The organism is Pseudomonas sp. NPDC089758, assembly GCF_044748705.1.
GTDB classification, from domain to species: domain Bacteria; phylum Pseudomonadota; class Gammaproteobacteria; order Pseudomonadales; family Pseudomonadaceae; genus Aquipseudomonas; species Aquipseudomonas putida_X.
Genome location: NZ_JBIVGN010000009.1, coordinates 103,135 through 128,611 on the forward strand (window position 1 = coordinate 103,135; position 25,477 = coordinate 128,611).

Consider the following 25,477-nt stretch of genomic DNA (forward strand, 5'->3'; position numbering starts at 1 on the left):
GAAACGAAACAGGCCGCATCATGCGGCCTGTTTCGTTACCAGAGTGTCACTCAGTAGCGAGTGATGTCCGCACTGCCTTCCAGCTGCTTGCGGTATGCCGCAAAGTCCTGCTGGCCCGCACGCGAAGCGAGATAGCGGCGGATCTGCTGCTTCTCTTCATCGCTGGCGGCGGCACCGTCGTTAACGCCTTTGAGCTGCAACACGACCAGGCTGCCATCGGCCAGTACCACGCTGCCATATACCGGCTCGCCCTTGGCTTGCGGCTTGGGCAGGCGGAACAGCGCCTGCAACTCGGCCGGGTCGATACCGTCCTGGCTGCGGGTGACTGCTTCGTAGGCCTTCCAGCTCTGGCCTTGCTGGGCAGCATCTGCAGCGACCGAGCCGTCACGCAGGCCGGCGATCAGTTTGTCCGCCTTGACCTTGAGCTCGGCGGTCGCCTTCTCCTTGGCCAGGTGTTCGCTGATGTTCTTGGCCACGGCTTCGAGCGGCATCTGCTCCGGCTTGCGGTGCTCCTTGACGCGCAATACCACGGTGGTCTCAGGGTCCAGCTCGATGGCGGTGCTGTTGGCAGCCTCCTCCAGCACTTCCTCGGAGAACGCGGCCTGGACCACGGCACGGTTGGCCGTGATGCCCTCACCGCCTTCACGGCCGAATGGCGCCGAAGTATGCACCTTGAGGTTCAGGTCCTGGGCGGGCTGGGCCAGGTCGGCAGCCTCGTAGGCAGCATCCTGCAGCTGCTTGCTGGCATCGACATAGCGCTGCTCGACCAGCGGAGTCTTCAGGTCTCGCGTGAGCTTGTCCTTCAGGCTGGCGAAACTCGGGACTTCCGGCGCCTGTTTACCCAGCAGCTTGATCAAGTGATAACCGAACTGGGTACGTACTGGTGCTGACACCTGGCCATCGTCGAGCTTGTACAGAGCGTCCTCGAAGGCCGGGTCATACACACCCGGGCCGGCGAAACCAAGATCGCCACCGCTGTTGGCCGAACCCGGGTCCTGGGAGAACTCCTTGGCCAGCTTGGCGAAGTCTTCACCTTTGGCCAAGCGTTGCTCGATCTCTTCGATGCGAGCCTTGGCCTGGGCATCGGTGACCTTGTCATTGACCTCGATCAGGATGTGCGCAGCATGGCGCTGCTCGGCCAGGTTGGCGATTTCCTTCTCGTACTGAGCCTTGAGCTCGTCGTCGGTAACCTTCACCTGATCGAAGAATGCCGACTTCTTCAGCTCGACATAGTCGATGACCACTTGATCCGGCGTCATGAACTCCTTGGCATGCTGTTCATAATGAGCCTTGACCTCGTCATCGCTGACCTTGACCGCGGCCGGGTTGGCCTTGAAGGTCAACGAAGCGAAGTCGCGGGTCTGGCTTTCCAGGCGAGCGAAGGCGTCGACCTGCTGGTCGGTAACGAAGCTGCTGCCGGCAATACCCGTGCGGATCTGGCCGATCAGCATTTCTTCGGCAAGCATCTCGCGGAACTGCAAACGGCCATAGCCCATCTGGCGGATGACCTGGTCGAAACGGTCGGCGTTGAACTTGCCATCAACCTGGAATTCCGGCGTCTGCAGGATCACTTGATCCAGCGCGGCCTCACTGAAGGCGAACTTCGCATCTTCGGCACCCTGCAACAGCAGCTTGCGTTCGATCAGCCCTTTGAGCGCAGCATCGCGCAGCAATTTCTCATCCAGCAGAGCCGGGTCGAAATCCTTGCCCAGCTGTTGCATCAGCTGGCGGCGCTGCATGTCGGCCGCTTGGCTCAGCTCGTTCTGGCTGATGGTCTGGCCGTTCACCTTGGCGGCGTCCTGGCTATGGCTGGCGGCCTGGAAAATGGCTTCGAAGCCCGTCAACGCCATCAACACAACGATGAGGCCAATGATGGTCTTGGCAATCCAACCTTGTGAATTGTCCCTGATATTTTGCAGCATGCGTCCCCCAGAAACGGCTGTACCACTGCGTCGACAACCGCGGAGCGTGGGTAGAATCCTGATAAAAGAAAGGCGCATCCGAGGATGCGCCTTTTCTTAGCAAACGTGTCAGGCGGGAACGTTTGCGACCCGCCTTCAGCGTGCTCGAACCTGGCAAGGCCCGGTCCGGCTGAAAGAGACGACTTAGTTGACGGCGTCTTTCAGGCCTTTGCCAGCCTTGAAGCCTGGAACCTTGGCAGCAGCGATCTTGATGGTCTTGCCAGTTTGCGGGTTACGGCCATCGCGCTCAGCGCGCTCTTTGACCGAAAAGGTACCGAAGCCAACCAGAACGACGTCGTCGCCTGCTTTCAGGGCACCAGTCACGGAGTCAATTACTGCATCCAGCGCGCGGCCGGCTACAGCTTTCGGGATGTCAGCAGATGCGGCGATAGCGTCAATCAGTTCCGACTTGTTCACTCTAAGTCCCCTTATTTCTCTATTGAGTTTGTTTCTAAGTATGTAATGAAAAGCTTCTGAAACGAATGCTGGGTGGCCTGGTGACAATAGCGTGCCGCTTTATAGCAAGGCCCCGAAAATACTGTCAAGGAAAGCCCCCCAGCCAAAAACTACTAATGCGTGCTGATACGTTCCTTAGCATCGCCGTCGCGCTTTTCATCTTTCGCGACAATCTCAGGAGCCACATCTGGCAAGGGCTCCGGGGCGTATTGCAGCGCAATTTGCAGGACTTCGTCAATCCATTTGACCGGTTTGATCTGCAGATCCTGTTTGATATTTTCCGGGATCTCCTTCAGATCGCGAACATTCTCCTCTGGAATGATCACCGTCTTGATCCCACCACGGTGCGCCGCCAGGAGTTTTTCCTTCAGCCCGCCAATGGCCAATACCTGCCCACGCAAGGTGATTTCGCCGGTCATGGCAACATCTGCACGCACCGGAATCTGCGTCAACGCCGACACCAGCGCAGTGCACATGCCGATACCGGCGCTCGGGCCATCCTTGGGCGTAGCGCCCTCGGGCATGTGGATGTGCACGTCGTGCTTCTCATGGAAGTCGGCGGCAATCCCCAGGCTGCGGGCGCGGCTACGGACAACGGTTTGCGCGGCGGTGATCGACTCGACCATGACGTCGCCCAGCGAGCCGGTCTTGATCAATTGCCCTTTTCCAGGGATGACCACCGACTCGATGGTCAGCAATTCGCCCCCCACCTGGGTCCAGGCAAGGCCGGTAACCTGGCCTATCTGGTCCTGCTGCTCGGCCAGGCCGTAGCGGAACTTGCGCACGCCCAACAGGTGCTCGAGCTGCTCATTGGTGACCTTGACCTTGACCTGTTTCTGGCCGGTGTGCTCCTTGACGACCTTGCGGCAGACCTTCGCAATCTGCCGCTCCAGGCCACGTACACCGGCTTCGCGGGTGTAGTAACGGATGATGTCACGGATCGCCGAGGTGTCGATCTCGAGCTCTTCCTTCTTCAAACCGTTGGCCTTGACCTGCTTGGGCGTCAGGTATTTGACCGCGATGTTGATCTTCTCGTCCTCGGTGTAACCCGGCAGGCGGATGACTTCCATGCGGTCCAGCAGCGCCGGAGGGATGTTCATCGAGTTCGAGGTGCAGAGGAACATCACATCCGAGAGGTCGTAATCCACCTCCAGGTAGTGGTCGTTGAAGTTGTGGTTCTGCTCGGGGTCGAGCACTTCCAGCAGCGCCGAGGCCGGGTCGCCACGCATGTCGCTGCCCATCTTGTCGATCTCGTCGAGCAGGAACAGCGGGTTGCGCACCCCCACCTTGGTCATTTTCTGGATCAGGCGGCCGGGCATCGAACCGATGTATGTCCGACGGTGCCCGCGGATCTCGGCCTCGTCACGCACGCCACCCAGGGCCATGCGCACGAACTTGCGGTTGGTGGCGGCGGCGATCGACTCGGCCAGCGAGGTCTTGCCCACGCCTGGCGGGCCGACCAGGCACAGTACCGGGCCGCGAATTTTCTTCACGCGCTTCTGCACGGCGAGGTATTCGAGGATGCGTTCCTTGACCTCTTCAAGGCCATAGTGGTCCGCGTCGAGAATCTCCTCGGCCTTGGACAGATCCAGGCGCACCTTGCTCTGCGCCTTCCACGGCACCTGTACGAGCCAGTCGAGGTAGGTTCGCACCACGGTGGCTTCGGCAGACATTGGCGACATCTGCTTGAGCTTGTTCAGCTCGGCCTGGGCCTTGGCCAGGGCGTCTTTGGGCAGGCCGGCAGCTTCAATGCGTTTTTTCAGCTCTTCGACTTCGTTGTGGCCTTCGTCGCCATCGCCGAGCTCCTTCTGAATGGCCTTCATCTGCTCATTCAGGTAGTACTCGCGCTGGCTGCGCTCCATCTGCTTCTTGACCCGGCCACGGATACGCTTCTCGACCTGCAGCAGGTCGATTTCGGCATCCAGCATCGCCAGTACATGCTCGACACGGGTGGACAGGTCGACGATTTCGAGAATTTCCTGCTTCTGCTCGATCTTCAGCGCCATGTGCGCTGCCATGGTATCGACCAGGCGCCCAGGCTCCTCGATGCTGTTGAGCGACGACAGCACTTCAGCCGGGACTTTCTTGCCCAACTGTACGTACTGCTCGAACTGCGACAGCAGCGTGCGCACGAAGACTTCCGACTCGCGCTCGGCGGCGTCGGTTTCGTCGATCAGGGAAACTTCGGCACGGATGTGCCCTTCGACTTCGGTAAAGCGCTCGACTGCACCACGCTGCTCGCCCTCGACCAGCACCTTGACGGTGCCATCAGGCAGCTTCAGCAGTTGCAGCACGGTAGCGACAGTACCGACGCGATACAGGGCGTCTTCGCCCGGATCGTCGTCAGCGGGGTTCTTCTGGGCCAGCAGAAGGATCTGCTTCTCGCCAGTCATCGCAGCCTCAAGGGCCTCGATGGACTTCTCACGCCCCACGAACAGTGGGATGACCATGTGCGGGTAAACAACGACATCGCGCAATGGCAAAAGAGGCAAGTCGAGGGTGGTCTTCATGATTTCGCCTCTACAGCGGCCTTATGGCCGGAAACCGGTGGAAATGATGCTTGGACCTAATGTGGGGGCACGCCTGGGAAATTACAAGCGCTTGCACAGGAAAAGCAGAAAGGGGCCCGCATGGGCCCCTTTCTTGCTTGCTGCCACGGCACCGATTCAGGCGTCGGGCGCGACCTTGGCTGGCGGCTCGCTGTTCTCGTAAATCAGCAGCGGCTGCGACGTGCCTTCGATGACGCTCTCGTCGATCACCACCTTGCTGACTTCCTTCTGCGAAGGAATTTCATACATGGTGTCGAGCAGCACGCCTTCGAGGATCGAACGCAGGCCGCGGGCGCCAGTCTTGCGCTCCAGGGCTTTGCGTGCGACGGCCTTGAGTGCATCACTGCGGAACTCGAGGTCAACGCTCTCCATCTCGAACAGCCTGGCGTACTGCTTGGTCAGGGCGTTCTTCGGCTCAGTGAGGATCTGCATCAGTGCAGCCTCGTCCAGCTCGTCGAGGGTTGCCAGAACCGGCAGACGGCCGACGAACTCGGGGATCAGGCCAAACTTGACCAGATCATCCGGCTCGACTTCCCGCAGCGACTCGCCAACCTTCTTGCCCTCTTCCTTGCTGCGTACTTCAGCGCCAAAACCGATGCCACCTTTGGTGGAGCGGTTCTGGATGACCTTTTCCAGGCCCGAGAAGGCGCCACCGCAGATGAACAGGATGTTGCGGGTATCTACCTGCAGGAATTCCTGTTGCGGGTGCTTGCGCCCCCCTTGCGGCGGAACGGAGGCAACGGTGCCCTCGATCAGCTTGAGCAGTGCCTGCTGCACGCCCTCACCCGAAACGTCACGGGTGATCGACGGGTTGTCCGACTTGCGCGAAATCTTGTCGATCTCGTCGATGTAGACAATGCCCATCTGGGCCTTTTCCACGTCGTAGTCGCACTTTTGCAGCAGCTTCTGGATGATGTTCTCGACGTCCTCACCCACATAACCGGCTTCGGTCAGGGTGGTGGCGTCGGCAATGGTGAACGGTACGTTCAACAGGCGAGCCAGGGTTTCGGCGAGCAGGGTCTTGCCCGAGCCAGTAGGCCCGATCAGCAGGATGTTGCTCTTGCCGAGTTCAACCTCGTCACCTTTCTTGTCACGTTGGTTCAGGCGCTTGTAGTGGTTGTACACCGCTACCGAAAGCACCTTCTTGGCACGTTCCTGACCAATCACATACTGGTCCAGGATGCCGCTGATTTCTTTCGGCGAAGGCAATTTGTGCGCGCTGCTTTCGGCCTGGGCTTCCTGCACCTCCTCTCGGATGATGTCGTTGCACAGGTCGACGCACTCGTCGCAGATAAATACCGAGGGCCCGGCAATCAGTTTGCGCACTTCGTGCTGGCTTTTGCCGCAGAAGGAGCAATAAAGCAATTTGCCGCTGTCCTCGCCGTTACGGGTGTCAGTCATTCGATCGATCCAATCCGGTAGGCTTGCAACACAAGATGAAGGCAATTGCGGGCTTTTTCAAGTCCGCAGGTAGGCGCTTGGGGCACCTACCTGCTCTGGCACCTGGGTTCAGGAGGCCAGTTGCCGCTTGTCGTATACCGAGTCGATCAGGCCGTACTCGGCCGCGCGCGAGGCGCTCATGAAATTGTCACGCTCGGTGTCGCGCTTGATGGTCTCCAGGTCCTGGCCAGTGTGATAGGCCAGCAGCTCGTTCAGACGCGCCTTGATGTTGAGGATTTCCTGGGCGTGGATCTCGATATCGGTCGCCTGGCCCTGGAAGCCGCCGAGCGGCTGGTGAATCATCACTCGCGAGTTAGGCAGGCAGTGACGCTTGCCCTTGGCACCGGCGGCCAATAGGAAGGCCCCCATGCTGCAGGCCTGGCCGATGCAGATGGTCGAGACGTCCGGCTTGATGAACTGCATGGTGTCGTAGATCGACATGCCAGCCGTTACCGAGCCGCCTGGGGAGTTGATGTAAAGATGGATATCCTTGTCCGGGTTTTCCGCCTCAAGGAACAGCATCTGTGCCACTACCAGGTTGGCCATGTAGTCTTCTACCGGGCCGACCAGGAAGATCACTCGCTCCTTCAACAGGCGCGAGTAGATGTCATAGGCACGTTCGCCACGGGCGGACTGCTCGATAACCATCGGGACCAGGCCGCCTGCGGCTTGGATGTCAGAGCTCTGCTGAATATAAGAATTGCGGGACATGTCCTGCGCTCACTCCCAAATAGTCATGGCTTGAATACGCACAAGCCAGCGCGAAGGCTGGCTTGTGGGGGTTTCCTACGAGAGGGCCGCCTTACTCAGCTTCGGCAGGCGCCTGAGCTGGTTTTACGGCTTCTTCGTACGAGACCGATTTGTCGGTCACAGTCGCTTTCTGCAGAACAGTATCTACAACTTGCTCTTCCAGCACAACCGAGCGCACCTCGTTCATCTGCTGGTCGTTTTTGTAGTACCAAGCGATGACCTGCTCAGGCTCCTGGTAAGCCGAAGCCATTTCTTCGATCATCTCGCGAACCTTGCCTTCGTCCGGCTTCAGTTCGAACTGCTTGACCACTTCAGCGACGATCAGGCCCAGCACCACACGGCGCTTGGCTTGCTCTTCGAACAGCTCGGCCGGCAGTTGCTCAGGCTTGATGTTGCCACCGAACTGCTGAACAGCCTGGACGCGCAGGCGGTTGACTTCGTTTTCCAGCAGCGCTTTCGGCACTTCGATCGGGTTGGCGGCCAGCAGACCGTCCATGACCTGGTTCTTCACCTTGGTCTTGATCGCCTGGCGCAGTTCACGCTCCATGTTCTTGCGAACTTCGGCGCGGAAGCCTTCCAGGGTCGATTCCTTGATACCGAACTGGGCGAAGAACTCTTCGTTCAGTTCTGGCAGCTGAGGTGCCGAAACGCTGTTGACGGTGATGGTGAACTCGGCAGCTTTGCCTGCCAGGTCCAGGTTCTGGTAATCCTCAGGGAAGGTCACGTTGACAACGCGCTCTTCGCCGGCCTTGGCGCCAACCAGGCCGTCTTCGAAGCCTGGGATCATGCGGCCGGAGCCCAGTACCAGCTGGGTGCCCTTGGCCGAACCACCGGCGAAGGCTTCACCGTCGATCTTGCCGACGAAGTCGATGTTGACCTGGTCGTCCTTCTCGGCAGCGCGCTCGACGGCCTCGAAGCGTACGTTCTGCTTGCGCAGCACTTCCAGCATGTTGTCCAGGTCGGCGTCAGCCACTTCGGCGTTCAGACGCTCGACGCTGATCGACTCCAGGCCGGCAACGGCGAACTCTGGGAACACTTCGAAGATGGCGACGAACTCCAGGTCCTTGCCCTTTTCGAACGACTTCGGCTCTACGGCAGGCGCGCCAGCCGGGTTCAGCTTCTGCTCGACGATGGCTTCGTAGAAGGAAGCCTGGACCAGGTCACCGAAGGCCTCTTGACGGGCATCGGCTTCGAAACGCTGGCGGATCACGCTCATCGGCACTTTGCCTGGGCGGAAGCCCGCGACCTTGGCGCGCTTGGCAGTCTGCTGCAGACGCTTGTTGACTTCGTTCTCGACGCGCTCGGCCGGAACGGCGATGGTCATGCGGCGCTCGAGAGCGGAAGTGTTTTCAACAGAAACTTGCATGGATATTCCTCGTTGCACAGACGTTAGCCGGCGTTAGCCCGACTCCAGAATCAAGGGCAAGCATTCTAGTGAGTCACGCACCAGAAGTCACCCCACTCGGGACGACGGGAAACCACGCCGGTCGATTAGCTTGCAAGGCCCGCACGGCGTATCGCCGGGCCTCTATATATAAGCAGGCTGCGCAACGCCAGCGGCGGCACGCAACCGTAATACCTTGTCAAACAACTACAACCCAAAAAAACGCGTTCATTCAGGGTCGAGTTCATTGAACTGGCAGTACTCTTCCCAGGCCATACCCAGCGCTTCGGCCACTTCGCGATGGGTTTCCAGGCGCATGGCCTGCAACTGTTCAGGGCTTTCGGCGATCAACTGCAGCGCCAGCTCCCAAGGCTGGATGCCCTGCTCGTCGGCGGCATCCTCGAACGCCCATTCGATCTGCTGGGCCTGCTCACGCGCATCCAGCGCTCGGATTTCCTCGAGCAGTTGCGGATTGGCCTCGGCGAAACGCTGAAGCGCCAGCGCCTGACGGGCTTCTTTTGCAATCATGGATAGATCCTTTGCCGGCCTAATCCAGCCGGAGTTTCAACCGACTGAAATCTATCAGTTTTTATTGGGGTGTCACCAGAGGATTGCAAGGGCTGGCAGAGCAAGTCACGAAGTTGTAGCACGCAAAGGCACTACACCTCAGGCATTCACCAGCCAGCCAGGCAATGAGGGGCCGCTTTGCGACCCATCGCCGGCAAGCCAGCGCCCACCGGGACCGCGCAGCTCTTGAGGGCTATGCGATACCTGCAGGAGCCGGTTTGCCGGCGATGGCCGAATTGGTACGCGCTCTTGCGCATAACGCAGAAACAACAAAGGCGCCTGATCATACGATCAAGGCGCCTTCGAAAATATGGGGTGGACGATGGGAATCGAACCCACGACAACCGGAATCACAATCCGGCGCTCTACCAACTGAGCTACGCCCACCATAGTGCGGTGCAACGGTACAACTTTACAAAAACGTGCTTACAAAAACATGGTGCGGACGAAGAGACTCGAACTCTTACAGCTTGCGCCGCTGGAACCTAAATCCAGTGTGTCTACCAATTTCACCACGTCCGCATAACGCTTAAAACAAAGGCGCCAGATCTACAATCAAGGCGCCTCTGAAGAATATGGGGTGGACGATGGGAATCGAACCCACGACAACCGGAATCACAATCCGGCGCTCTACCAACTGAGCTACGCCCACCATATCGCTTTACTGCCTTACTTGCTTGCCCAAGCTGCCTAATGGCGCACCCGGCAGGACTCGAACCTGCGACCATCCGCTTAGAAGGCGGATGCTCTATCCAGCTGAGCTACGGGCGCATAAGCGTAAAGCCTAACCGAATGAGCAATATGAAAACCACTCATTCTGCCCGACTTCGCCAACCAGTGCTAGGCTGTGCCCGACAAGTGCGGCGAATCTTATAGGCGACCCGTATAAGCGTCAACACCTTTCTATAAAAAATTTAAATTATTTAAGGGGTTAGGGGATTTGCCCGACCACCCGCCTTTGCCCTCGGGCCGTGTCGTGCGAGAATGCGCCCTCTTTATTGTTCCTTTCTCGATGGTTAATCACGCGTCTATGACTGCACACCTAATCGATGGCAAGGCGATCGCCGCCAACCTGCGCAAGCAGATCGCTCAACGTGTCGTGGAGCGTCGCCAGCAAGGCCTGCGCACGCCGGGCCTGGCGGTGATCCTGGTCGGTACCGACCCCGCCTCCCAAGTCTATGTCTCGCACAAGCGCAAGGACTGCGAAGAGGTCGGCTTCATTTCGCAGGCCTTCGACCTGCCCAGCGAAACCACGCAGCAAGCCCTGACCGAGCTGATCGACCGCCTCAACGACGACCCGGCAGTGGACGGCATTCTGCTGCAATTGCCGCTGCCGGCGCACCTGGATGCATCGCTGTTGCTCGAGCGTATCCGCCCGGACAAAGACGTCGATGGCTTCCACCCGTACAACATCGGCCGCCTGGCCCAGCGTATTCCGTTGCTGCGCCCGTGCACCCCCAAAGGCATCATGACCCTGCTCGAAAGCACAGGTCAGGACCTGTACGGCATGGACGCCGTAATCGTCGGCGCTTCCAACATCGTGGGCCGCCCGATGGCCATGGAGTTGCTGCTGGCCGGCTGCACCGTGACCGTCTGCCACCGCTTCACCAAGGACCTGGCCGGTCATGTCGGCCGCGCCGACCTGGTGGTCGTGGCTGCAGGCAAGCCTGGGCTGGTCAAGGGTGAGTGGGTGAAGGAAGGCGCCATCGTCATCGACGTGGGCATCAACCGCCAGGAAGACGGCAAGCTGGTCGGCGATGTGGTCTACGAGACCGCCCTGCCCCGCGCCGGCTGGATCACGCCGGTGCCGGGCGGCGTCGGCCCGATGACCCGGGCCTGCCTGCTGGAAAACACGCTGTATGCGGCAGAAGAGCTGCATAAGTAAGTTGGCCTGCATGAAAACGGCACCTCTGGCAGGTGCCGTTTTTTTTGCCTTGGATTTCTCACGTTGCCGGCGGTGTATCGGCTTCGGCCTCTAGCCGGTCACTTGCGCGCCGCCTCCCACGATTTCAGCAGCTCGTCATAGCTGACCGTCTCGCCCTTGGGCTTCTCGTTGGCCAGTTTCGGTTTTGGCGCCCCTGGCTGGTCGAACCAGTACTGTGCGTCTTTTTCCGGGTTCAGCTTAGGCGCGCAGGTGGCCTGGGCATTGGACCGCTGCAACCGCTCCATCATGCGATCCTGATCCCGGGCCAAGCCATCCAGCGCCTCTTGCGGCGTTTTCTCGCCACTGGCCACTTCGGCGATATGGCTCCACCACAGTTGAGCCAGGCGAGGATAGTCCGGCACATTGGTACCGGTCGGGGTCCACTGCACCCGCGCCGGGCTGCGATAGAACTCCACCAGCCCGCCAAGCTTGGGCGCAAGGTCGGTCATGGCCTGGGAGTTGATATCCGATTCGCGGATAGGCGTCAGGCCAACGATGGTCTTTTTCAACGACACCGTCTTGGAGGTGACGAACTGGGCGTACAGCCAAGCGGCCAGGCGCTGCTTCTCGGGGGTGGATTTGAAGAAGGTCCAGGAACCGGTGTCCTGATAGCCCAGCTTCATTCCCTCCTCCCAGTAAGGCCCCTTGGGCGAGGGCGCCATGCGCCACTTCGGGGTGCCGTCGGCATTGACCACCGGCAGCCCCGGCTTGGTCATGTCGGCGGTAAAGGCGGTGTACCAGAAAATCTGCTGAGCGATGTTGCCTTGCGCCGGCACCGGCCCGGCCTCGGAGAAGGTCATGCCTTGCGCCTCCTTGGGCGCGTAGGCGCGCATCCAGTCGACATACTTCTGCGTGGCATAGACCGCCGCCGGCCCGTTGGTGTCGCCGCCGCGGGTCACACTGGAGCCCACCGGGTGGCAATCCTCCACGCGGATGCCCCACTCGTCCACGGGCAAGCCATTGGGTAGGCCTTTGTCGCCGCCGCCGGCCATGGAGAACCAGGCATCGGTGAAGCGCCACCCCAGTGAAGGGTCCTTCTTGCCGTAATCCATGTGACCATAAACGCGCTTGCCGTCGATTTCCTTGACGTCCTCGGTGAAGAACTTGGCGATGTCTTCATAGGCCGACCAGTTCACCGGCACGCCCAGTTCATAACCATACTTTTCCTTGAACCTGGCCTTGAGCTCGGGCCGCTCGAACCAGTCAGCGCGGAACCAGTACAGGTTGGCGAACTGCTGGTCGGGCAACTGATAAACCTTGCCATCCGGCGCGGTGGTGAACGAAATGCCGATGAAGTCCTTGAGGTCCAGGGTCGGCGAGGTGTAGGCCTTGCCTTCGTTGGCCATCATGTCAGTGATCGACTCCACCTTGCCGTAGCGAAAATGCGTACCAATCAGGTCAGAGTCGTTGACCCAGCCGTCGTAGATGTTCTTGTCCGACTGCATCTGCGTCTGCAGCTTCTCCACCACGTCGCCTTCCTGCAGCAGGTCGTGGGTCAGCTGGATCCCGGTGATCTCGCTGAAGGCCTTGGCCAGCACCTTGGACTCGTACTCATGGGTGGTGATGGTTTCCGATACGACATTGATCTTCATCCCCCGAAACGGCTCGGCGGCCTTGATGAACCACTTGAGCTCCGCCAACTGCTGCTCCGGCGTCAGGGTCGACGGTTTGAACTCGCTGGCGATCCACTTCGATGCCGCATCCTCATACTGATCGGCCCACGCCGCACTAGGTACACCGGCCAATACCAGCAACGCGGCCAGGGTCAAATGTCGCCGGTTATGTTTGTCATGGAACATTGTCATCTCCCGATTGAGTTATTCCCCGGAGCCGTCGCTCAGCCCCAGCGCAGCACCACCACGAGCCAGCCCAGCGACAGCAGCGAGGCCACCCACAAAGGCCAGTCGCTGACCCCGACTACCAACAAGTGCAGGTAGGCGCTGACCAACAGGCCGATGAACAACCGGTCGCCACGGCTGGTGACGATCGGCAGGAAGCCACGTCGTTCCACACAAGGGCGGCGCAGCTCGAACAGGGTCATGCACACCAGCAGAACGCCCACAGCGGCGAAGAACAGCGCGGTGGGCAAGGTCCAGGCCATCCACTCCATGCGTCGCCCTCCTCACACCCGGCCCAGGGCAAAGCCCTTGGCCACATGGTTGCGAACGAACCAGATCACCAGCATGCCCGGCAGGATGGTCAGCACCCCTGCCGCCGCCAGCACGCCCCAGTCGATGCCCGAAGCAGACACCGTGCGGGTCATCACGGCGGCGATCGGCTTGGCGTTCACCGACGTCAGGGTGCGCGCCAGCAACAGTTCGACCCAGGAAAACATGAAGCAGAAAAACGCCGTCACGCCGATGCCGGAACCGATCAGCGGGATGAAGATCTTCAAGAAGAAACGCGGGAAGCTGTAGCCATCGATGTAGGCGGTTTCATCGATCTCCTTCGGCACGCCCGACATGAACCCCTCGAGAATCCACACCGCCAGCGGCACGTTGAACAGGCAGTGGGCCAGGGCCACGGCAATGTGGGTGTCGAACAGACCGATGGACGAATAAAGCTGAAAGAACGGCAGCAGAAACACCGCAGGCGGCGCCATGCGGTTGGTCAGCAACCAGAAGAACAGGTGGCGGTCACCGAGAAAACGGTAGCGTGAGAACGCATAAGCCGCCGGCAACGCCACCAGCAGCGAAATCAGTGTGTTGAGGCACACGTAGTACAGCGAATTGATGTAGCCGCTGTACCAGCTGGCATCGGTGAAGATCACCCGGTAGTTGTCGAGGGTGAACGCCTGCGGCCATAAGGTGAGGCCACCGAGAATCTCGGTGTTGCTCTTGAACGACATGTTCAGCAGCCAGTAGATCGGCACCAGCAGGAAGAAGAAGTACAGCAGCAGGGCCAGCGTCTTGCGTGTGCTCATGGCCTAGTCCTTGTCGGCGTGGGTCATGGCGGTATAGAACAGCCATGACACCAGCAGGATGATCAGGAAATACACCAGCGAAAACGCCGCCGCCGGGCCCAGGTCGAATTGCCCGACCGCCATGCGTGTCAGGGTCTGACTCAGGAAGGTCGTGGCGTTACCCGGCCCGCCACCGGTCAGCACGAACGGCTCGGTGTAGATCATGAAACTGTCCATGAAGCGCAGCATCACCGCGATCAGCAGCACGTTCTTGAGCTTGGGCAACTGGATGTGCCGGAACACGGCCCAGCCCGAAGCCCGGTCGATGCGCGCGGCCTGGTAATACACGTCGGGTATGGCCCGCAGCCCCGAGTAGCACAGCAATGCCACCAGCGATGTCCAGTGCCAGACATCCATTACCAGCACGGTGAGCCAAGCGTCGAACGGGTCGCCGGCATAGTTGTAGCTGACGCCAAGCTTAGCCAGCGTGGCCCCGAGCAGGCCGATATCGGCGCGGCCAAAGATCTGCCAGATGGTGCCGACCACGTTCCACGGGATCAGCAGCGGGATGGCCATGACGATCAGGCACACCGACGCCAGGCGCCCCTTGGTCGGCATGGTCAGGGCAATGGCGATGCCCAGCGGGATTTCGATCAGCAGCACACAGGCGGAATAGATGAACTGGCGCAGCAAGGCATCGTGCAATGCCGGGTCGCGCAACACCTGGCGGTACCAGTCGGCGCCGACGAAGTAGCGGCTTGACTGGTCGAAAATGTCCTGCACCGAATAGTTGACGACCGTCATCATCGGCATCACCGCACTGAAAGCCACCAGCAGGAACACCGGCAGCACCAGCCACCAGGCCTTATTGTTCGGCACCTTGTTCATGGCACGGCCTCCAGCAGCACATCGTCGACGTACAGCAGCAGCCACTGCATCGGCAGGCCGACCCAGGCGTGCGCCGCCGGCACCGGGCGATCTTCTGCCAGGCGCGCCTTGAGCGACACGCCGCCGAGCACGAGAGTGACGATGCGATAGGTGCCCAGGTCCTCGACATCCAGCACGCTGGCAGGCAGGGCCCCATCGAATGGGGCGTCCCACATTTGCACGAACTCCGGGCGTATACCCACTTGCAGGCGTCCGGCGTTCGTCGCAGCAAGGCGTTCGCGCAGCCCGTCGGGCAGTGCCAGGTGCACATCGCCGAACGCGACCCCGCCCGCGTCGGCGCGCACGTCGATCAGGTTCATCCCCGGGCTGCCGATGAAGTAGCCGACAAAGGTATGCCGTGGCCGCTCGAACAGCTCACGCGGGGTACCGAACTGGACAATGCGCCCGCCATGCATCACCGCGATCTTGTCGGCGAAGGTCGAAGCCTCCAGTTGATCGTGGGTCACGTAGATCATGGTGATGTTGAACTGCTCATGGATCTGCTTGAGCTTGCGCCGCAACTTCCATTTCAGGTGGGGGTCGATCACCGTCAACGGCTCGTCGAAAAGAATCGCCGAGACGTCATCGCGCACCAGGCCACGGCCCATGGAGACTTTCTGCTTCTCGTCGGCGCTGAGGTTGCGCGCCTTTTTCTTCAGCAGCGCGCCCAGGTCGAGCACTTCGGCGATCTCTTCGACCCGCGTGCGCACCCTGCCCTCGTCCAGGCCCTGGTTGCGCAGCGGGAACGCCAGGTTGTCGAACACCGTCATGGTGTCGTACACCACCGGGAACTGAAACACCTGGGCAATGTTGCGCTGCTGCGGTGAAAGGTCATTGACCGACTTGCCGTCGAACAGCACCTGGCCATGGGAAGGCGTGAGCAGCCCCGAGATGATGTTCAGCAACGTCGACTTGCCACACCCGGAAGGCCCGAGCAACGCATAGGCACCGCCCTGCTCCCACACGTGCTCCAGTTGATGCAGCGCGTAATCGCCCTCGCCGGCGGGTTGTCGGCTGTAGCTGTGCGCCAGTTGGTGCAGGCGGATTTCGGCCATCAGGCGCTCCTTGCCTGGCGCAGGCCCGGTGCCTGTACCAGTGCTCCGGCGCTGTCGAAGACGAACAGCTTGTGGGTGGGTATGAAGATCCGGATCGGCGTATCCACCTGATACTCGTGCACCCCCGGTAGATGCAGGACCATCCGCCAATGCTCGTTACGCACGTGCAGGAATGTCTCGGAACCGCTGATCTCGGCCAGTTCCACCCGCACCGCCAGTTCCAGGTCATCGTCATGGGCCGGCACCAGGGTGATGTGGCTGGGGCGCACCCCAAAGCGGTAGTCGCCGTCGCCCAGGCTGCGCAGGTCGACATTGCGGGCGAAGTGCACGGCCTGGGCCAGGCTCACCTCGTTGCCGCTGATACGCCCCGGCACCAGGTTGATCGGCGGTTCGCTGAACAGCTCGGCGGCCAGCACGCTGCCGGGCCGCTGGTAGACCTCGGTCGTGGGCCCGCTCTGCACGATCCGCCCCTCGTGCACCAAGGTAGTGGTGCCCCCCAGCGCCAGCGCTTCGTTAGGCTCGGTGGTGGCATACACGGCAATGCAGTTGCGCGCGGCGAACAGCTCGCGCAGCTCTTGTCGCAGCCCTTCGCGCAGCTTGTAGTCGAGGTTGACCAGCGGCTCATCGAACAGAATCAGCCCGGCATCCTTGACCAGCGCCCTGGCCATCGCCGTGCGTTGCTGCTGGCCACCAGAAAGCTCCAGCGGCAAGCGTTGCAGGTAGGTCTCGATGCGTAGCATCTCGGCTGTTTCCTGCACCCGCCTACGGATCTGGGGCTCGGCCATGCGCGCCTGACGCAGGGGCGAGGCGATGTTTTCGTAGACACTCAAGGTCGGGTAATTGATGAACTGTTGATACACCATCGACACGTTGCGCTGGCGCACCGGCACACCCGTGACATCTTCACCGGCCATCAGCACGCGGCCACGGTCGGGGCGGTCCAGCCCGGCCATCAGGCGCATCAGGCTGGTCTTGCCGGCCAAGGTCCGGCCGAGCAGCACGTTGAACGAGCCAGGCTCGAAATGCACCGACGCGTCGATGATCCAGGGCTGGTTATCGACGCTGCGGCTGACCTGTTCCAGCACCAGGGACATGGCAGGACCTTGTTATTGTGGTTGTCCGGCACAGATAGCCAGTTCCGTGCCAGTTCCATCGCACCGCTCTGGCCTGGGCCCCAGGCGGTAGCGGCAGGCCAGCCGCGATTCACAACTGAACACTTTCGCTGAACACCTGAACAGTGGCGGGTTTGACAATGAACAACGGTGGACGACACTCAACAGCGGTCGGCTGATAACAACAATCACACAGGACAGGCCCATGGCCACCGCCCCTTCGCCCCATGCCCAACTGATCCAGGCCTCCTGGGCGCGCTGCCGTGATCACGGCCTGCAGCCACAGAGCGCACCCGACTTCGATTGCCTGACCCGGGCCGAACTCAGCGCCCTGCTGGAGCGGCGCCAGGCCCTGTTGCACCACACCCGCGATGCCGTGCTGCCGCAGTACACGCACCTGCTGGGCAATGCCAGCTACCTGGTGATGCTCGCCGACGCCAGCGGCTGCCTGCTCCAGACCTGGGGCTCGCGCCGCTTCGTCTGCCCCCAGCACCAGCACGGCTTCAGTGCCGGCGCCCACTGGCACGAACGGGGCGTGGGCACCAATGCACTGGGCACCGCGCTGGTCTGCGCCGAGCCCGTCCATGTCGGCCAGGACGAACACTACCTGCGCCAGAACCGCTACATGTCCAGCGCCGCCACCCCGCTGTACGATGCCCAGCGGCAACTGGTCGGGGTGCTCGACGTGGCCAGCGACGGCTACCTGCCCGCCTCCCAGACCCTCGGCCTGGTGCGCATGATGGGCCAGAGCCTGGAGAACCGCCTGATCCTTGCGCAGCATGCCGAACAGCACGCCCAATTGCTGTTCAACAGCGCTTGCGACAACCTCGACAGCCCTTGGGCCGGGCTGCTGGTGTTCGATGAACGTGGCCAGGTGCTCGCCGCCAATCATCGAGCCGATAGCCTGCTGGGCGGCAACCCGCTGCAGCAGAACGTCGAGCAACTGTTTCAGATCCCCTTGTGCCAGTTGCTTGCCCACCCCCAGCAGCAGCCATTCGCCTTGCAGGCAGCCGGGCGCAACCGCTTCCACTGCCAGTGGCAGGCACCGCGGCAAAGCACCCCACGCTCAACGCTTGGCAATGGCGACCCACGCATGGAAAAGGCCCTGGCCCAGGCCAGGCTGATGCTGGAAAAAGACATCCCGTTGCTGGTTCAGGGTGAAACCGGCGTCGGCAAGGAAGTCTTCGTCCAGACCCTGCACCGCGCCAGCAGCCGTGCCCGCCAGCCGTTGATCGCGGTCAACTGTGCGGCGATCCCGGCAGACCTGGTGGAATCGGAGCTGTTCGGTTACGACAAAGGCGCCTTCACCGGCGCTCATCACAAGGGCAACCCCGGGCTGATCCGCAAGGCCAACCAGGGCATCCTGTTCCTCGACGAAATCGGCGACATGCCTCTGCCGACCCAGGCCCGCCTACTGCGCGTGCTGCAGTCGCGCAGCATTCAACCCCTGGGCAGCGGCGAACCGGTAGCGGTGGATATCCGCGTCGTCTCTGCAAGCAATCGGGACCTGGCCGAAGAGGTGCGTGCAGGGCGCTTTCGGCAAGACCTCTACTACCGCATCGCGGCAATGGCAGTCGTGTTGCCGGCGCTGCGCGAGCGCACTGACCGGCGAGCGTTGATCGAACACATCCACGCACGTTATCGCGACCCTCAGCAACCCCAGTGCCTGGGGCTGCCCATCCTCGATCTGCTCGACCGGCACCCTTGGCCAGGCAATGTGCGCGAGCTGGTGAGTGTGATGCAGGTTGCGCTGGCGTTGGCAGGGGATGGGCCGGTCAGTGTCGAGCATCTGCCTGGCGGCTTTCTGGCTGAAGCGCATGAGCGCCCGCTGTCGAGCGGCGGCAGTGAGCATGAAGCAGACCTGCACAGCCTGCTGAAACGTGCCAATGGCAACCTCTCGGCCGTGGCGCGGGGCCTGGGGATCAGCCGGACGACACTGTACAAGCGCCTGCGCGAGCAATGACCGGTGGCCGGCAGCCGATTCGGCTGCCCGCGCCCCGAAGTCAGCCGCACCCGCTGCCCGCAACGCCTCATTCAGCCGGCATTTCCCCCCTGCGCGCCCGACAATATCCCTACAGCCCAACCCGCACGTTGCAGGGAGATGCCATGACCCGCTTCATCGATGTGCAAGACCTCGCCCGCCTGGTCAACCGCAAAGGCCTGGCCACCTGCCTGGTGGAGATGGCCGAGTACATCCGTCAGGACTACCTGCGCTGGCACGATTTCGAGAAGTGCCCGCGCCTGGCCAACCACTCCAAGGACGGCGTGATCGAACTGATGCCCGTTTCCGACGCTGGCCGGTATGCCTTCAAGTATGTCAACGGTCACCCAAAGAACACCCGCCTCGGCCTGCCCACGGTGATGGCCTTCGGCGCGCTGAGCGACGTCGGCTCCGGCGCGCCACTGCTGCTCAGCGAGATGACCCTGACCACAGCGATGCGTACTGCCGCCACCTCGGCCCTGGCCGCCCGCTACCTGGCGCGTGAAGACAGCCGCAGCATGGCGCTGATCGGCAACGGCTCGCAAAGCGAATTCCAGGCCATCGCCTTCAAGATGCTGCTGGGCATCGACGAGATCCGCCTGTATGACATCGACCCTGCAGCCACCGCGAAGCTGGTGGCCAACCTGGCAGGCCGCCCCGGGCTCAAGGTGATCGTCGCCCATAGCGTCGCTGAAGCCGTGCGCGGTGCCGATATCGTCACCACGGTCACGGCGGACAAGACGTACGCGACCATCCTCACACCGGACATGATCGAACCGGGCATGCACCTGAATGCCGTGGGCGGCGACTGCCCGGGTAAGACCGAGCTGCACCGGCACATCGTCGAGCGCGCCCGGGTGATCGTTGAGTACGAGCCGCAAACCCGTGTGGAAGGCGAAATCCAGCAAATGCCGGCCGATTCGCCGGTCTTCGCATTCTGGCAGGTGGTCGCAGGCCTTGTGCCGGGCCGTGAAAACGCCGGCCAGGTGACCCTGTTCGATTCGGTAGGTTTCGCACTGGAAGATTTTTCGGCGCTGCGCTATGTGCTCGATACCGCGCTCGCGTTGGGGATTGGCCAGGAGATCGGGCTGGTGCCGATGCTGGAAAACCCCAAGGACTTGTATGCACTGCTGCAGCCTCGCGTAGTGGCGGCCCGCTCAGTGCACCGGGCCGACAGCGCCTGCGCCTGACGAAGCTTGGGCTGCTGGGCAGCCCACTCGCCAGCGCGTGAGGACGATCCCCCGATAAACGCCTAACCTGTTCATGCCCCCCGCTTTCAACAAAGAAGCACCGCGCATGGACACCAAGGACGCCACCTCTGCCCCGCTGGACCGCATCGACCAAGCCATCATCGACATACTGCGCGTCGACGGTCGCATCACCTTCGAAAAACTCTCCACCCTGGTTCACCTTACGCCGCGCCCCTGCCTGGAACGGGTACGCAAGCTGGAACGGCGTGGCGTGATCCGCGGTTACGGCGCAATCATCGACCTGCAGAAAGTCGCACCAGGGCTATCGCTGCTGGTGCTCGTCGCCCTGTCCAACCTGAGCGGGCGGTCCTCGCAAAAGGCGTTCGAGGCAACGATGCTGGCCTGCCCTGACGTTCATGAATGCCAGCTGATCAGCGGCCATTTCGACTACAGCCTGCGCGTGCGCTGTCGGGACATGGAGCACTACCGGGTGCTGAGCGAAAGCTGGATGAACGACGGCGCCCTGCACATCGATAAGCTCGTGGCACACCCTGAACTGGCGTCGGTCAAAAGCAGCGCCCCGCAGCCCTGAACGGGCAGAAGTTGGCAGGCAGCTTGCTAACACTCCATCAGGTATTGGCAATTGCCGGCCACGGCGCACCCTCTCAATCGGCAGCACGCACCGAACTAGAGCCTGGCAAGCCGAAATGCCCCACAACTGGTCAGACCGGTAAGGCCAAAAACCCTTGCATATTCGGATTTTTCGCGCTTTTATGACCTCGCGCTGAACAAACCGGTAAGACCACAAAAATAAATAAGTCCTGCGCTCTTTCGCCCCGTGCGGCACCGAAGCAAGGACACCGATCAGAGATCACTCCCATGCTCAAATGGTGCTCGCGTTCGATCTTCCTGCAAGTCGTGCTCGGCCTTGCCCTTGGCATCGCCTGCGGCCTCAGCTTCCCCGACCTTTCCCTGCAGCTCAAGCCTCTAGGCGATGGCTTCATCAAGCTGATCAAGATGCTTATCGGCCTGATCGTCTTCTGCGTGGTGGTCAGCGGCATTTCCGGTGCCGGCGACCTGAAGAAAGTCGGGCGCATCGGCCTCAAATCGGTGATCTACTTTGAAGTGCTGACCACCATCGCCCTGGTGATCGGCCTGGTGTTCGCCTTCAGCAGCGGTATTGGCAGCGGCGCCAATATCCACCTGGATCAGCTCTCTGCTGCCGACGCCAACGGCCTGGCCGAACGCGGCCAGCATATCCATGGCGCCACCGCGTTCTTCATGGACCTGATCCCCACGTCGGTGGTAGGCGCCTTCGCCGACAACAACATCCTTCAAGTCTTGCTGTTCTCGGTACTGTTCGGCAGTGCTTTGAACCTGGTGGGTGACTCGGCCGCCGGCATTTCGCGGTTGATCAACGAACTCAGCCACGTGATTTTCCGCATCATGGGCATGATCGTGCGCCTGGCGCCGATCGGTGTCTTTGGCGCCATCGCCTTCACGACCAGCAAATATGGCCTGGAGTCGCTGCAGCACCTGGGTGGCCTGGTGGCGTTGTTCTACCTGACCTGCGCGGGCTTCGTACTGATTATCCTGGGCACCGTGATGCGCCTTTCCGGCCTGAAACTGCTGCCGTTCATCAAATACCTGCGTGAAGAGCTGACCATCGTGCTTGGCACCGCCTCCTCCGATGCAGTCCTGCCGCAGATCATGCGCAAGCTCGAGCACCTGGGCATTGGCAGCTCCACCGTTGGCCTGGTGATCCCGACCGGCTACTCGTTCAACCTCGACGGCTTCTCCATCTACCTGACCCTGGCCATCGTGTTCATCGCCAACGCAACGGGCACCCCCTTGGAGATGACCGACCTGCTGACCATCCTGCTGGTGTCGCTGGTGACGTCCAAAGGCGCTCACGGCATCCCAGGCTCGGCGCTGGTGATCCTTGCCGCCACCCTCACCGCCGTGCCGGCGATCCCGGTGGTCGGCCTGGTGCTGGTGCTGGCAGTGGACTGGTTCATGGGCATTGGCCGGGCGCTGACCAACCTGATCGGCAACTGCGTGGCCACCGTGGCCATCGCCCGCTGGGAAAAAGACATCGATCTGGAACGTGCGCAGAATGTGCTCGATGGCAAACCCGGCTTTGCCCACGCCCCACGCAAGCAGCCCAATGCCCATCAACAGGAATTCTGAGCCCACGTGGCCGGCGTTGACGCCGGCCCTCAGGAGAAAACCGTGATCAGCTCATCGACCGTCGTCAACTCAGTGGTGGAAAAACTGCGCCAAGCACTGGCCCGCGGCCAGTGGCGCTCCGGCGACATGCTGCCCGGCCAGCGCGAACTGGCCGAACAACTGGGCATCAGCCGCCCCAGCCTGCGCGAAGCGGTGACCGTGCTGGAGACCCTCGGCCTGGTGCGCTCCATGCCGGGCAAGGGCGTGCTGGTGCTCGATGCCGAACCTGCCGTGCTGGAACCAGGCGTCGACGGCAGCGCCGCGGCCAGCCTGGCCGATGTCCTGGAGCTGCGCTACACCCTCGAACCCTTCATCGTCGGCCTGGTGGCGCAATCGGCCAACAGTCAGGACATCGGCCAGCTCCGCCTGATCCTGATGGACATGCGCGAAGCGCTGGATGCCGATGACAGCGATGCCGGGGCCAAGGCCTACATCGCCTTCCACGAGGCACTGTTCGCGCTGACCACCAACCCGATTTTCCAGAGCGTGGTACAGCAGACCGGCAATGCCCTCAAGCAAAGCGCCAACATGCTGCGCAACTCACCCGAACACCTTGCTGCGCGGCTCAAGGAAAACGAAGCCGTGGTACGCGCCATTCGCGAGCGCAACAGCGCCCAGGCCAGCGCCCAGATGCGCCAGCACATCCTCGCCGAAGGGCAGCGCATGGGCATCGAACTGAACATCCCGGATGAGCATCCGCGCCAATGACCCCAGGAGAGCGACCATGACCGCCTGCGCCCAAGCCGCCCCCCACCTGCCTGCCCTGCTCGCCGCCGGCGAAACCCGGCTGTCGGCCGAGCAGATCTACCCCCGCCTGTTCGACGCGATTCTCGAGCAGCGCCTGCCGCCCGGCAGCCTGCTGCCCGAGCAGGCACTGGGCAACGCCTTCGGCGTCAGCCGCACGGTAATTCGCCGGGTGCTGGGGCGCCTCTCGGACCAGCAGGTGGTGGTGCAGCGCCCGAGCCACACCGCGCACCTGGCCGCCCCCGACCCGCACCAGGCGCGCCAGGTACTGAGCGCCCGCCGCCTGGCCGAAACCACCCTGATCAGCCTGGCGGCGCAACGCGCGCGGCCGGCGCAGATCCGCCAATTGCGTTCGCTGGTGGAGCGTGAGCGCCAGCACCACGAACGTGGCGAACGTTGTGCAGCGATCCGCCTGGGCGGCGAGTTCCACCTCAAGCTTGCCCAGGTGGCCGCCAACGCACCGCTGGCACGCTTTCTCAACGGCCTGGTGCCGATGACGTCACTGATCATCGCCCACTACGAATCACCCTGCTGCGAGCACTGTGCCTGGCAAGAGCACGCAGCGATCATCGATGCCGTGGAGGCCGGTAACGCTGCAGCGGCGCTCGCGCTGATGGGCGAGCACCTGGACCGCCTGGAAGAAAAACTAGACCTGGCCTGACAGGACGCAGGCGCAGCCGATCGCCGGCCCTATACTCGGTTAACCACCTAGCCTCGAAACCCGGGAGGCGGTCGTGTGAACCCACGTATCCTCGTGCTGCTCTGCCTTCTGCTCGCCCTCGGCGGCTGCGCCGGCAAGCGTCCGCCTGCCCCGCCGCCGCCCGCCGTGCTCACGCCCGCCGCCTGGCAACGGATTGACCAGGAACTGATCGATGCCTCGGTAGGCGCTGCTGGCTCGGCCAACGACTATGCACGGCGCTCGATGCGAGTGTGGAAAGAACAGGTACAGCAACGTACCGAAAGCGACTTCATTCCCTGGTTCACCGGTTACTGGACCCAGCAATGGCTGACCCTCAAGGTCGCCTGGTACAAGCTCAACAGTGGCGAGGGCCGCGAGCCTGCGGAAAAACGCCTGGCCCTGTACCTGCAGGAGCAGTACCAGAAGCGGGTGATCGAGCCGGTGGCCGAGCAGATCAACCCCGAAGTCATCCGCGACCGCGCCTGCGAATTGTACGTGCAGCTGTTCGGCCAGCAACTGCCAGCCATCATCCAGCGCTACAACGCCCCGCCCGACCAGCTCAGCCAGCGCCTGAACCGAATCCCGGCCATTGCCCTGGGGCCGCCGCCGGCGCGCAATGCCAGCCTTTATCAATTGCTCAAGGCCAAGCCGCTCGATCAGCAACCCGCCTGGCTCGCCCTGCGCGACCACCTGCACCAGCAAGCGGCCAAAGGCCCGGGGCAGACCGACATCGGCCTGTCGTCGGTGGCGACCCGCGCCAGCGAGAAGCTTGGCGCCACCCTGGCCCCACGCGGCATTGCCAGCGCAGTGGCCAGTGCGGTGGGCAAGGTGGCCGGGGCGATGATCTCGGTGGCGGCCGCCGGCTACGGCATGATCACTCACGACCGCGATCACCCGGAGATGGTCGAGCAATTGCGGGTGATCCTCAACGTGGCGCTCAATCAGGAATGGCAAGAGCTGATGGAGAACCGCCAGAGCGGCGCCATGGCGGGGGTGTACTACCTGTCAGGGCAGGTCGAGGACAGCTTGCTGGCCAGTGCGCCGCGGCCCGTGCAGCAGGCAGTGCAACCGCAACCCCCCGCGCGCCAGGAACCCTTGTTGATTCGCCTGCCGCCATAGCGGCACCGACACCCTCAGGCGGTGGCCATGGCCGATGCCGGCAAACCGAAGATCCGGTCAAACCCCCAGTTGTAGGCAAAGGTGTAGCAGGGCACCAGGATGATGAACGCAAGGTCCACCAGGAACGCCTGGACCAGACTCATGCCCAGCCACCAGGCGATCAGCGGGATCAGGTACACCACCAGGGTCAGCTGGAAACCGACAGCATGCACCACCCGCCGCGCCACGCTGCGGCCGCGCTTGGCCTGGCGGCTCTCCCAATACTCGAACAGGCTGTTGTAAATCAGGTTCCAGAGCATGGCGATGGTGGTGATCATCACCGCCAGCGGCCCAGTATGCGAAGCCTGGGTATCGGACAAGTAAGCCAGCCCCAACGTCGACATGCACAAGCCAATCAGCTCGTAGAACGTCACGTAGACCAGTTTGCGTTTCAATCCCTGCACCGGGGTTTACCTCATTGGGTATCAAGCGAAGGACGCAAGAGTGCTTCAAATATATTGACAGACAA

At 61.9% G+C, this 25,477-nt stretch carries 22 protein-coding genes and 4 tRNA genes; 8 read left to right on the top strand and 18 right to left on the bottom strand.

The annotated features are described in order from the left end of the window. Positions 1-50: 50 nt before the first annotated feature. The 11 genes from ACIPZH_RS14365 to ACIPZH_RS14415 all read right to left on the bottom strand — a co-directional run bounded on the left by ACIPZH_RS14365 (position 51) and on the right by ACIPZH_RS14415 (position 9,878). Positions 51-1,922 carry a SurA N-terminal domain-containing protein gene (locus tag ACIPZH_RS14365; RefSeq protein ID WP_400627168.1) on the bottom strand — a complete coding sequence of 624 codons (1,872 nt, stop codon included), beginning with the start codon at positions 1,920-1,922 and terminating at the stop codon, positions 51-53. A gap of 183 nt (positions 1,923-2,105) precedes the next feature. After that, on the bottom strand, positions 2,106-2,378 hold the full coding sequence (locus ACIPZH_RS14370; protein ID WP_012313647.1) for an HU family DNA-binding protein: 273 nt from the start codon (positions 2,376-2,378) through the stop codon (positions 2,106-2,108). 152 nt (positions 2,379-2,530) lie between these two features. Next, complete coding sequence (gene lon, locus ACIPZH_RS14375) at positions 2,531-4,927, bottom strand: endopeptidase La (RefSeq protein ID WP_267822499.1); 2,397 nt, start codon at positions 4,925-4,927, stop codon at positions 2,531-2,533. Between the two features lie 156 nt (positions 4,928-5,083). After that, a complete protein-coding gene (gene clpX / locus ACIPZH_RS14380; protein WP_241803227.1) occupies positions 5,084-6,367 on the bottom strand; it encodes an ATP-dependent Clp protease ATP-binding subunit ClpX in 1,284 nt (427 codons plus the stop codon). 108 nt (positions 6,368-6,475) lie between these two features. Further along, complete coding sequence (gene clpP, locus ACIPZH_RS14385) at positions 6,476-7,117, bottom strand: ATP-dependent Clp endopeptidase proteolytic subunit ClpP (protein WP_009683825.1); 642 nt, start codon at positions 7,115-7,117, stop codon at positions 6,476-6,478. Between the two features lie 91 nt (positions 7,118-7,208). After that, positions 7,209-8,522: a trigger factor gene (gene tig, locus ACIPZH_RS14390; protein WP_267822495.1), complete on the bottom strand. Its 1,314-nt coding sequence runs from the start codon at positions 8,520-8,522 to the stop codon at positions 7,209-7,211. Positions 8,523-8,768: 246 nt separating this feature from the next. Beyond that, complete coding sequence (locus ACIPZH_RS14395) at positions 8,769-9,068, bottom strand: DUF6388 family protein (protein ID WP_241803225.1); 300 nt, start codon at positions 9,066-9,068, stop codon at positions 8,769-8,771. A 350-nt stretch (positions 9,069-9,418) separates the two neighbouring features. Beyond that, a tRNA-His gene (locus tag ACIPZH_RS14400) sits at positions 9,419-9,494 on the bottom strand. Positions 9,495-9,544: 50 nt separating this feature from the next. Then, a tRNA-Leu gene (locus tag ACIPZH_RS14405) sits at positions 9,545-9,629 on the bottom strand. Between the two features lie 54 nt (positions 9,630-9,683). Then, a tRNA-His gene (locus ACIPZH_RS14410) sits at positions 9,684-9,759 on the bottom strand. 42 nt (positions 9,760-9,801) lie between these two features. Then, positions 9,802-9,878 (bottom strand) — tRNA-Arg (locus tag ACIPZH_RS14415). Positions 9,879-10,137: 259 nt separating this feature from the next. Here ACIPZH_RS14415 and folD point away from each other — a divergent pair. Further along, complete coding sequence (gene folD / locus ACIPZH_RS14420; RefSeq protein WP_241803223.1) at positions 10,138-10,992, top strand: bifunctional methylenetetrahydrofolate dehydrogenase/methenyltetrahydrofolate cyclohydrolase FolD; 855 nt, start codon at positions 10,138-10,140, stop codon at positions 10,990-10,992. 98 nt (positions 10,993-11,090) lie between these two features. Here the strand turns inward: folD and ACIPZH_RS14425 are convergent, their stop codons facing one another. From ACIPZH_RS14425 to ACIPZH_RS14450, 6 genes are read right to left on the bottom strand one after another with little or no spacing between them, the layout of a single operon-like run. Further along, a complete protein-coding gene (locus tag ACIPZH_RS14425) occupies positions 11,091-12,830 on the bottom strand; it encodes an ABC transporter substrate-binding protein (RefSeq protein ID WP_241803222.1) in 1,740 nt (579 codons plus the stop codon). A 38-nt stretch (positions 12,831-12,868) separates the two neighbouring features. Beyond that, positions 12,869-13,141: a DUF2160 domain-containing protein gene (locus tag ACIPZH_RS14430; protein WP_241803221.1), complete on the bottom strand. Its 273-nt coding sequence runs from the start codon at positions 13,139-13,141 to the stop codon at positions 12,869-12,871. Positions 13,142-13,153: 12 nt separating this feature from the next. Beyond that, positions 13,154-13,954: a carbohydrate ABC transporter permease gene (locus ACIPZH_RS14435; protein ID WP_241803220.1), complete on the bottom strand. Its 801-nt coding sequence runs from the start codon at positions 13,952-13,954 to the stop codon at positions 13,154-13,156. 3 nt (positions 13,955-13,957) lie between these two features. Next, positions 13,958-14,821, bottom strand: a complete 864-nt coding sequence (locus ACIPZH_RS14440; protein ID WP_349974545.1) for a sugar ABC transporter permease — start codon at positions 14,819-14,821, stop codon at positions 13,958-13,960. Then, complete coding sequence (locus ACIPZH_RS14445; RefSeq protein WP_400636632.1) at positions 14,818-15,915, bottom strand: ABC transporter ATP-binding protein; 1,098 nt, start codon at positions 15,913-15,915, stop codon at positions 14,818-14,820. Before ACIPZH_RS14445 ends, ACIPZH_RS14440 begins: the two co-directional genes overlap by 4 nt. Beyond that, positions 15,915-17,009, bottom strand: coding sequence for an ABC transporter ATP-binding protein (locus ACIPZH_RS14450; protein ID WP_400636634.1), 1,095 nt, complete (start codon positions 17,007-17,009; stop codon positions 15,915-15,917). The genes ACIPZH_RS14445 and ACIPZH_RS14450 overlap by 1 nt, the downstream gene beginning before the upstream one ends. Before the next feature lie 223 nt (positions 17,010-17,232). On the opposite strand from ACIPZH_RS14450, the gene ACIPZH_RS14455 reads away from it, so the two are divergent. The 7 genes from ACIPZH_RS14455 to ACIPZH_RS14485 all read left to right on the top strand — a co-directional run bounded on the left by ACIPZH_RS14455 (position 17,233) and on the right by ACIPZH_RS14485 (position 24,969). Next, on the top strand, positions 17,233-18,990 hold the full coding sequence (locus tag ACIPZH_RS14455) for a sigma-54-dependent Fis family transcriptional regulator (protein ID WP_400636635.1): 1,758 nt from the start codon (positions 17,233-17,235) through the stop codon (positions 18,988-18,990). 143 nt (positions 18,991-19,133) lie between these two features. Beyond that, positions 19,134-20,198: an ornithine cyclodeaminase gene (locus tag ACIPZH_RS14460; protein ID WP_400636637.1), complete on the top strand. Its 1,065-nt coding sequence runs from the start codon at positions 19,134-19,136 to the stop codon at positions 20,196-20,198. A 106-nt stretch (positions 20,199-20,304) separates the two neighbouring features. Next, entirely contained in the window at positions 20,305-20,790 is a 486-nt protein-coding gene (locus ACIPZH_RS14465) for an Lrp/AsnC family transcriptional regulator (protein WP_241803214.1), read from the top strand. Positions 20,791-21,077: 287 nt separating this feature from the next. Then, positions 21,078-22,388, top strand: a complete 1,311-nt coding sequence (locus ACIPZH_RS14470) for a C4-dicarboxylate transporter DctA (RefSeq protein ID WP_241803213.1) — start codon at positions 21,078-21,080, stop codon at positions 22,386-22,388. Positions 22,389-22,430: 42 nt separating this feature from the next. Further along, positions 22,431-23,135 carry a FadR/GntR family transcriptional regulator gene (locus tag ACIPZH_RS14475; protein ID WP_400636639.1) on the top strand — a complete coding sequence of 235 codons (705 nt, stop codon included), beginning with the start codon at positions 22,431-22,433 and terminating at the stop codon, positions 23,133-23,135. A gap of 16 nt (positions 23,136-23,151) precedes the next feature. Beyond that, on the top strand, positions 23,152-23,832 hold the full coding sequence (locus ACIPZH_RS14480) for a GntR family transcriptional regulator (protein WP_400627153.1): 681 nt from the start codon (positions 23,152-23,154) through the stop codon (positions 23,830-23,832). Between the two features lie 75 nt (positions 23,833-23,907). Next, positions 23,908-24,969 (top strand): hypothetical protein, encoded by a 1,062-nt coding sequence (locus ACIPZH_RS14485; protein WP_400636640.1) that lies wholly within the window; start codon positions 23,908-23,910, stop codon positions 24,967-24,969. Between the two features lie 14 nt (positions 24,970-24,983). Here the strand turns inward: ACIPZH_RS14485 and ACIPZH_RS14490 are convergent, their stop codons facing one another. Next, entirely contained in the window at positions 24,984-25,412 is a 429-nt protein-coding gene (locus ACIPZH_RS14490; protein WP_267822360.1) for a PACE efflux transporter, read from the bottom strand. Positions 25,413-25,477: the final 65 nt, after the last annotated feature.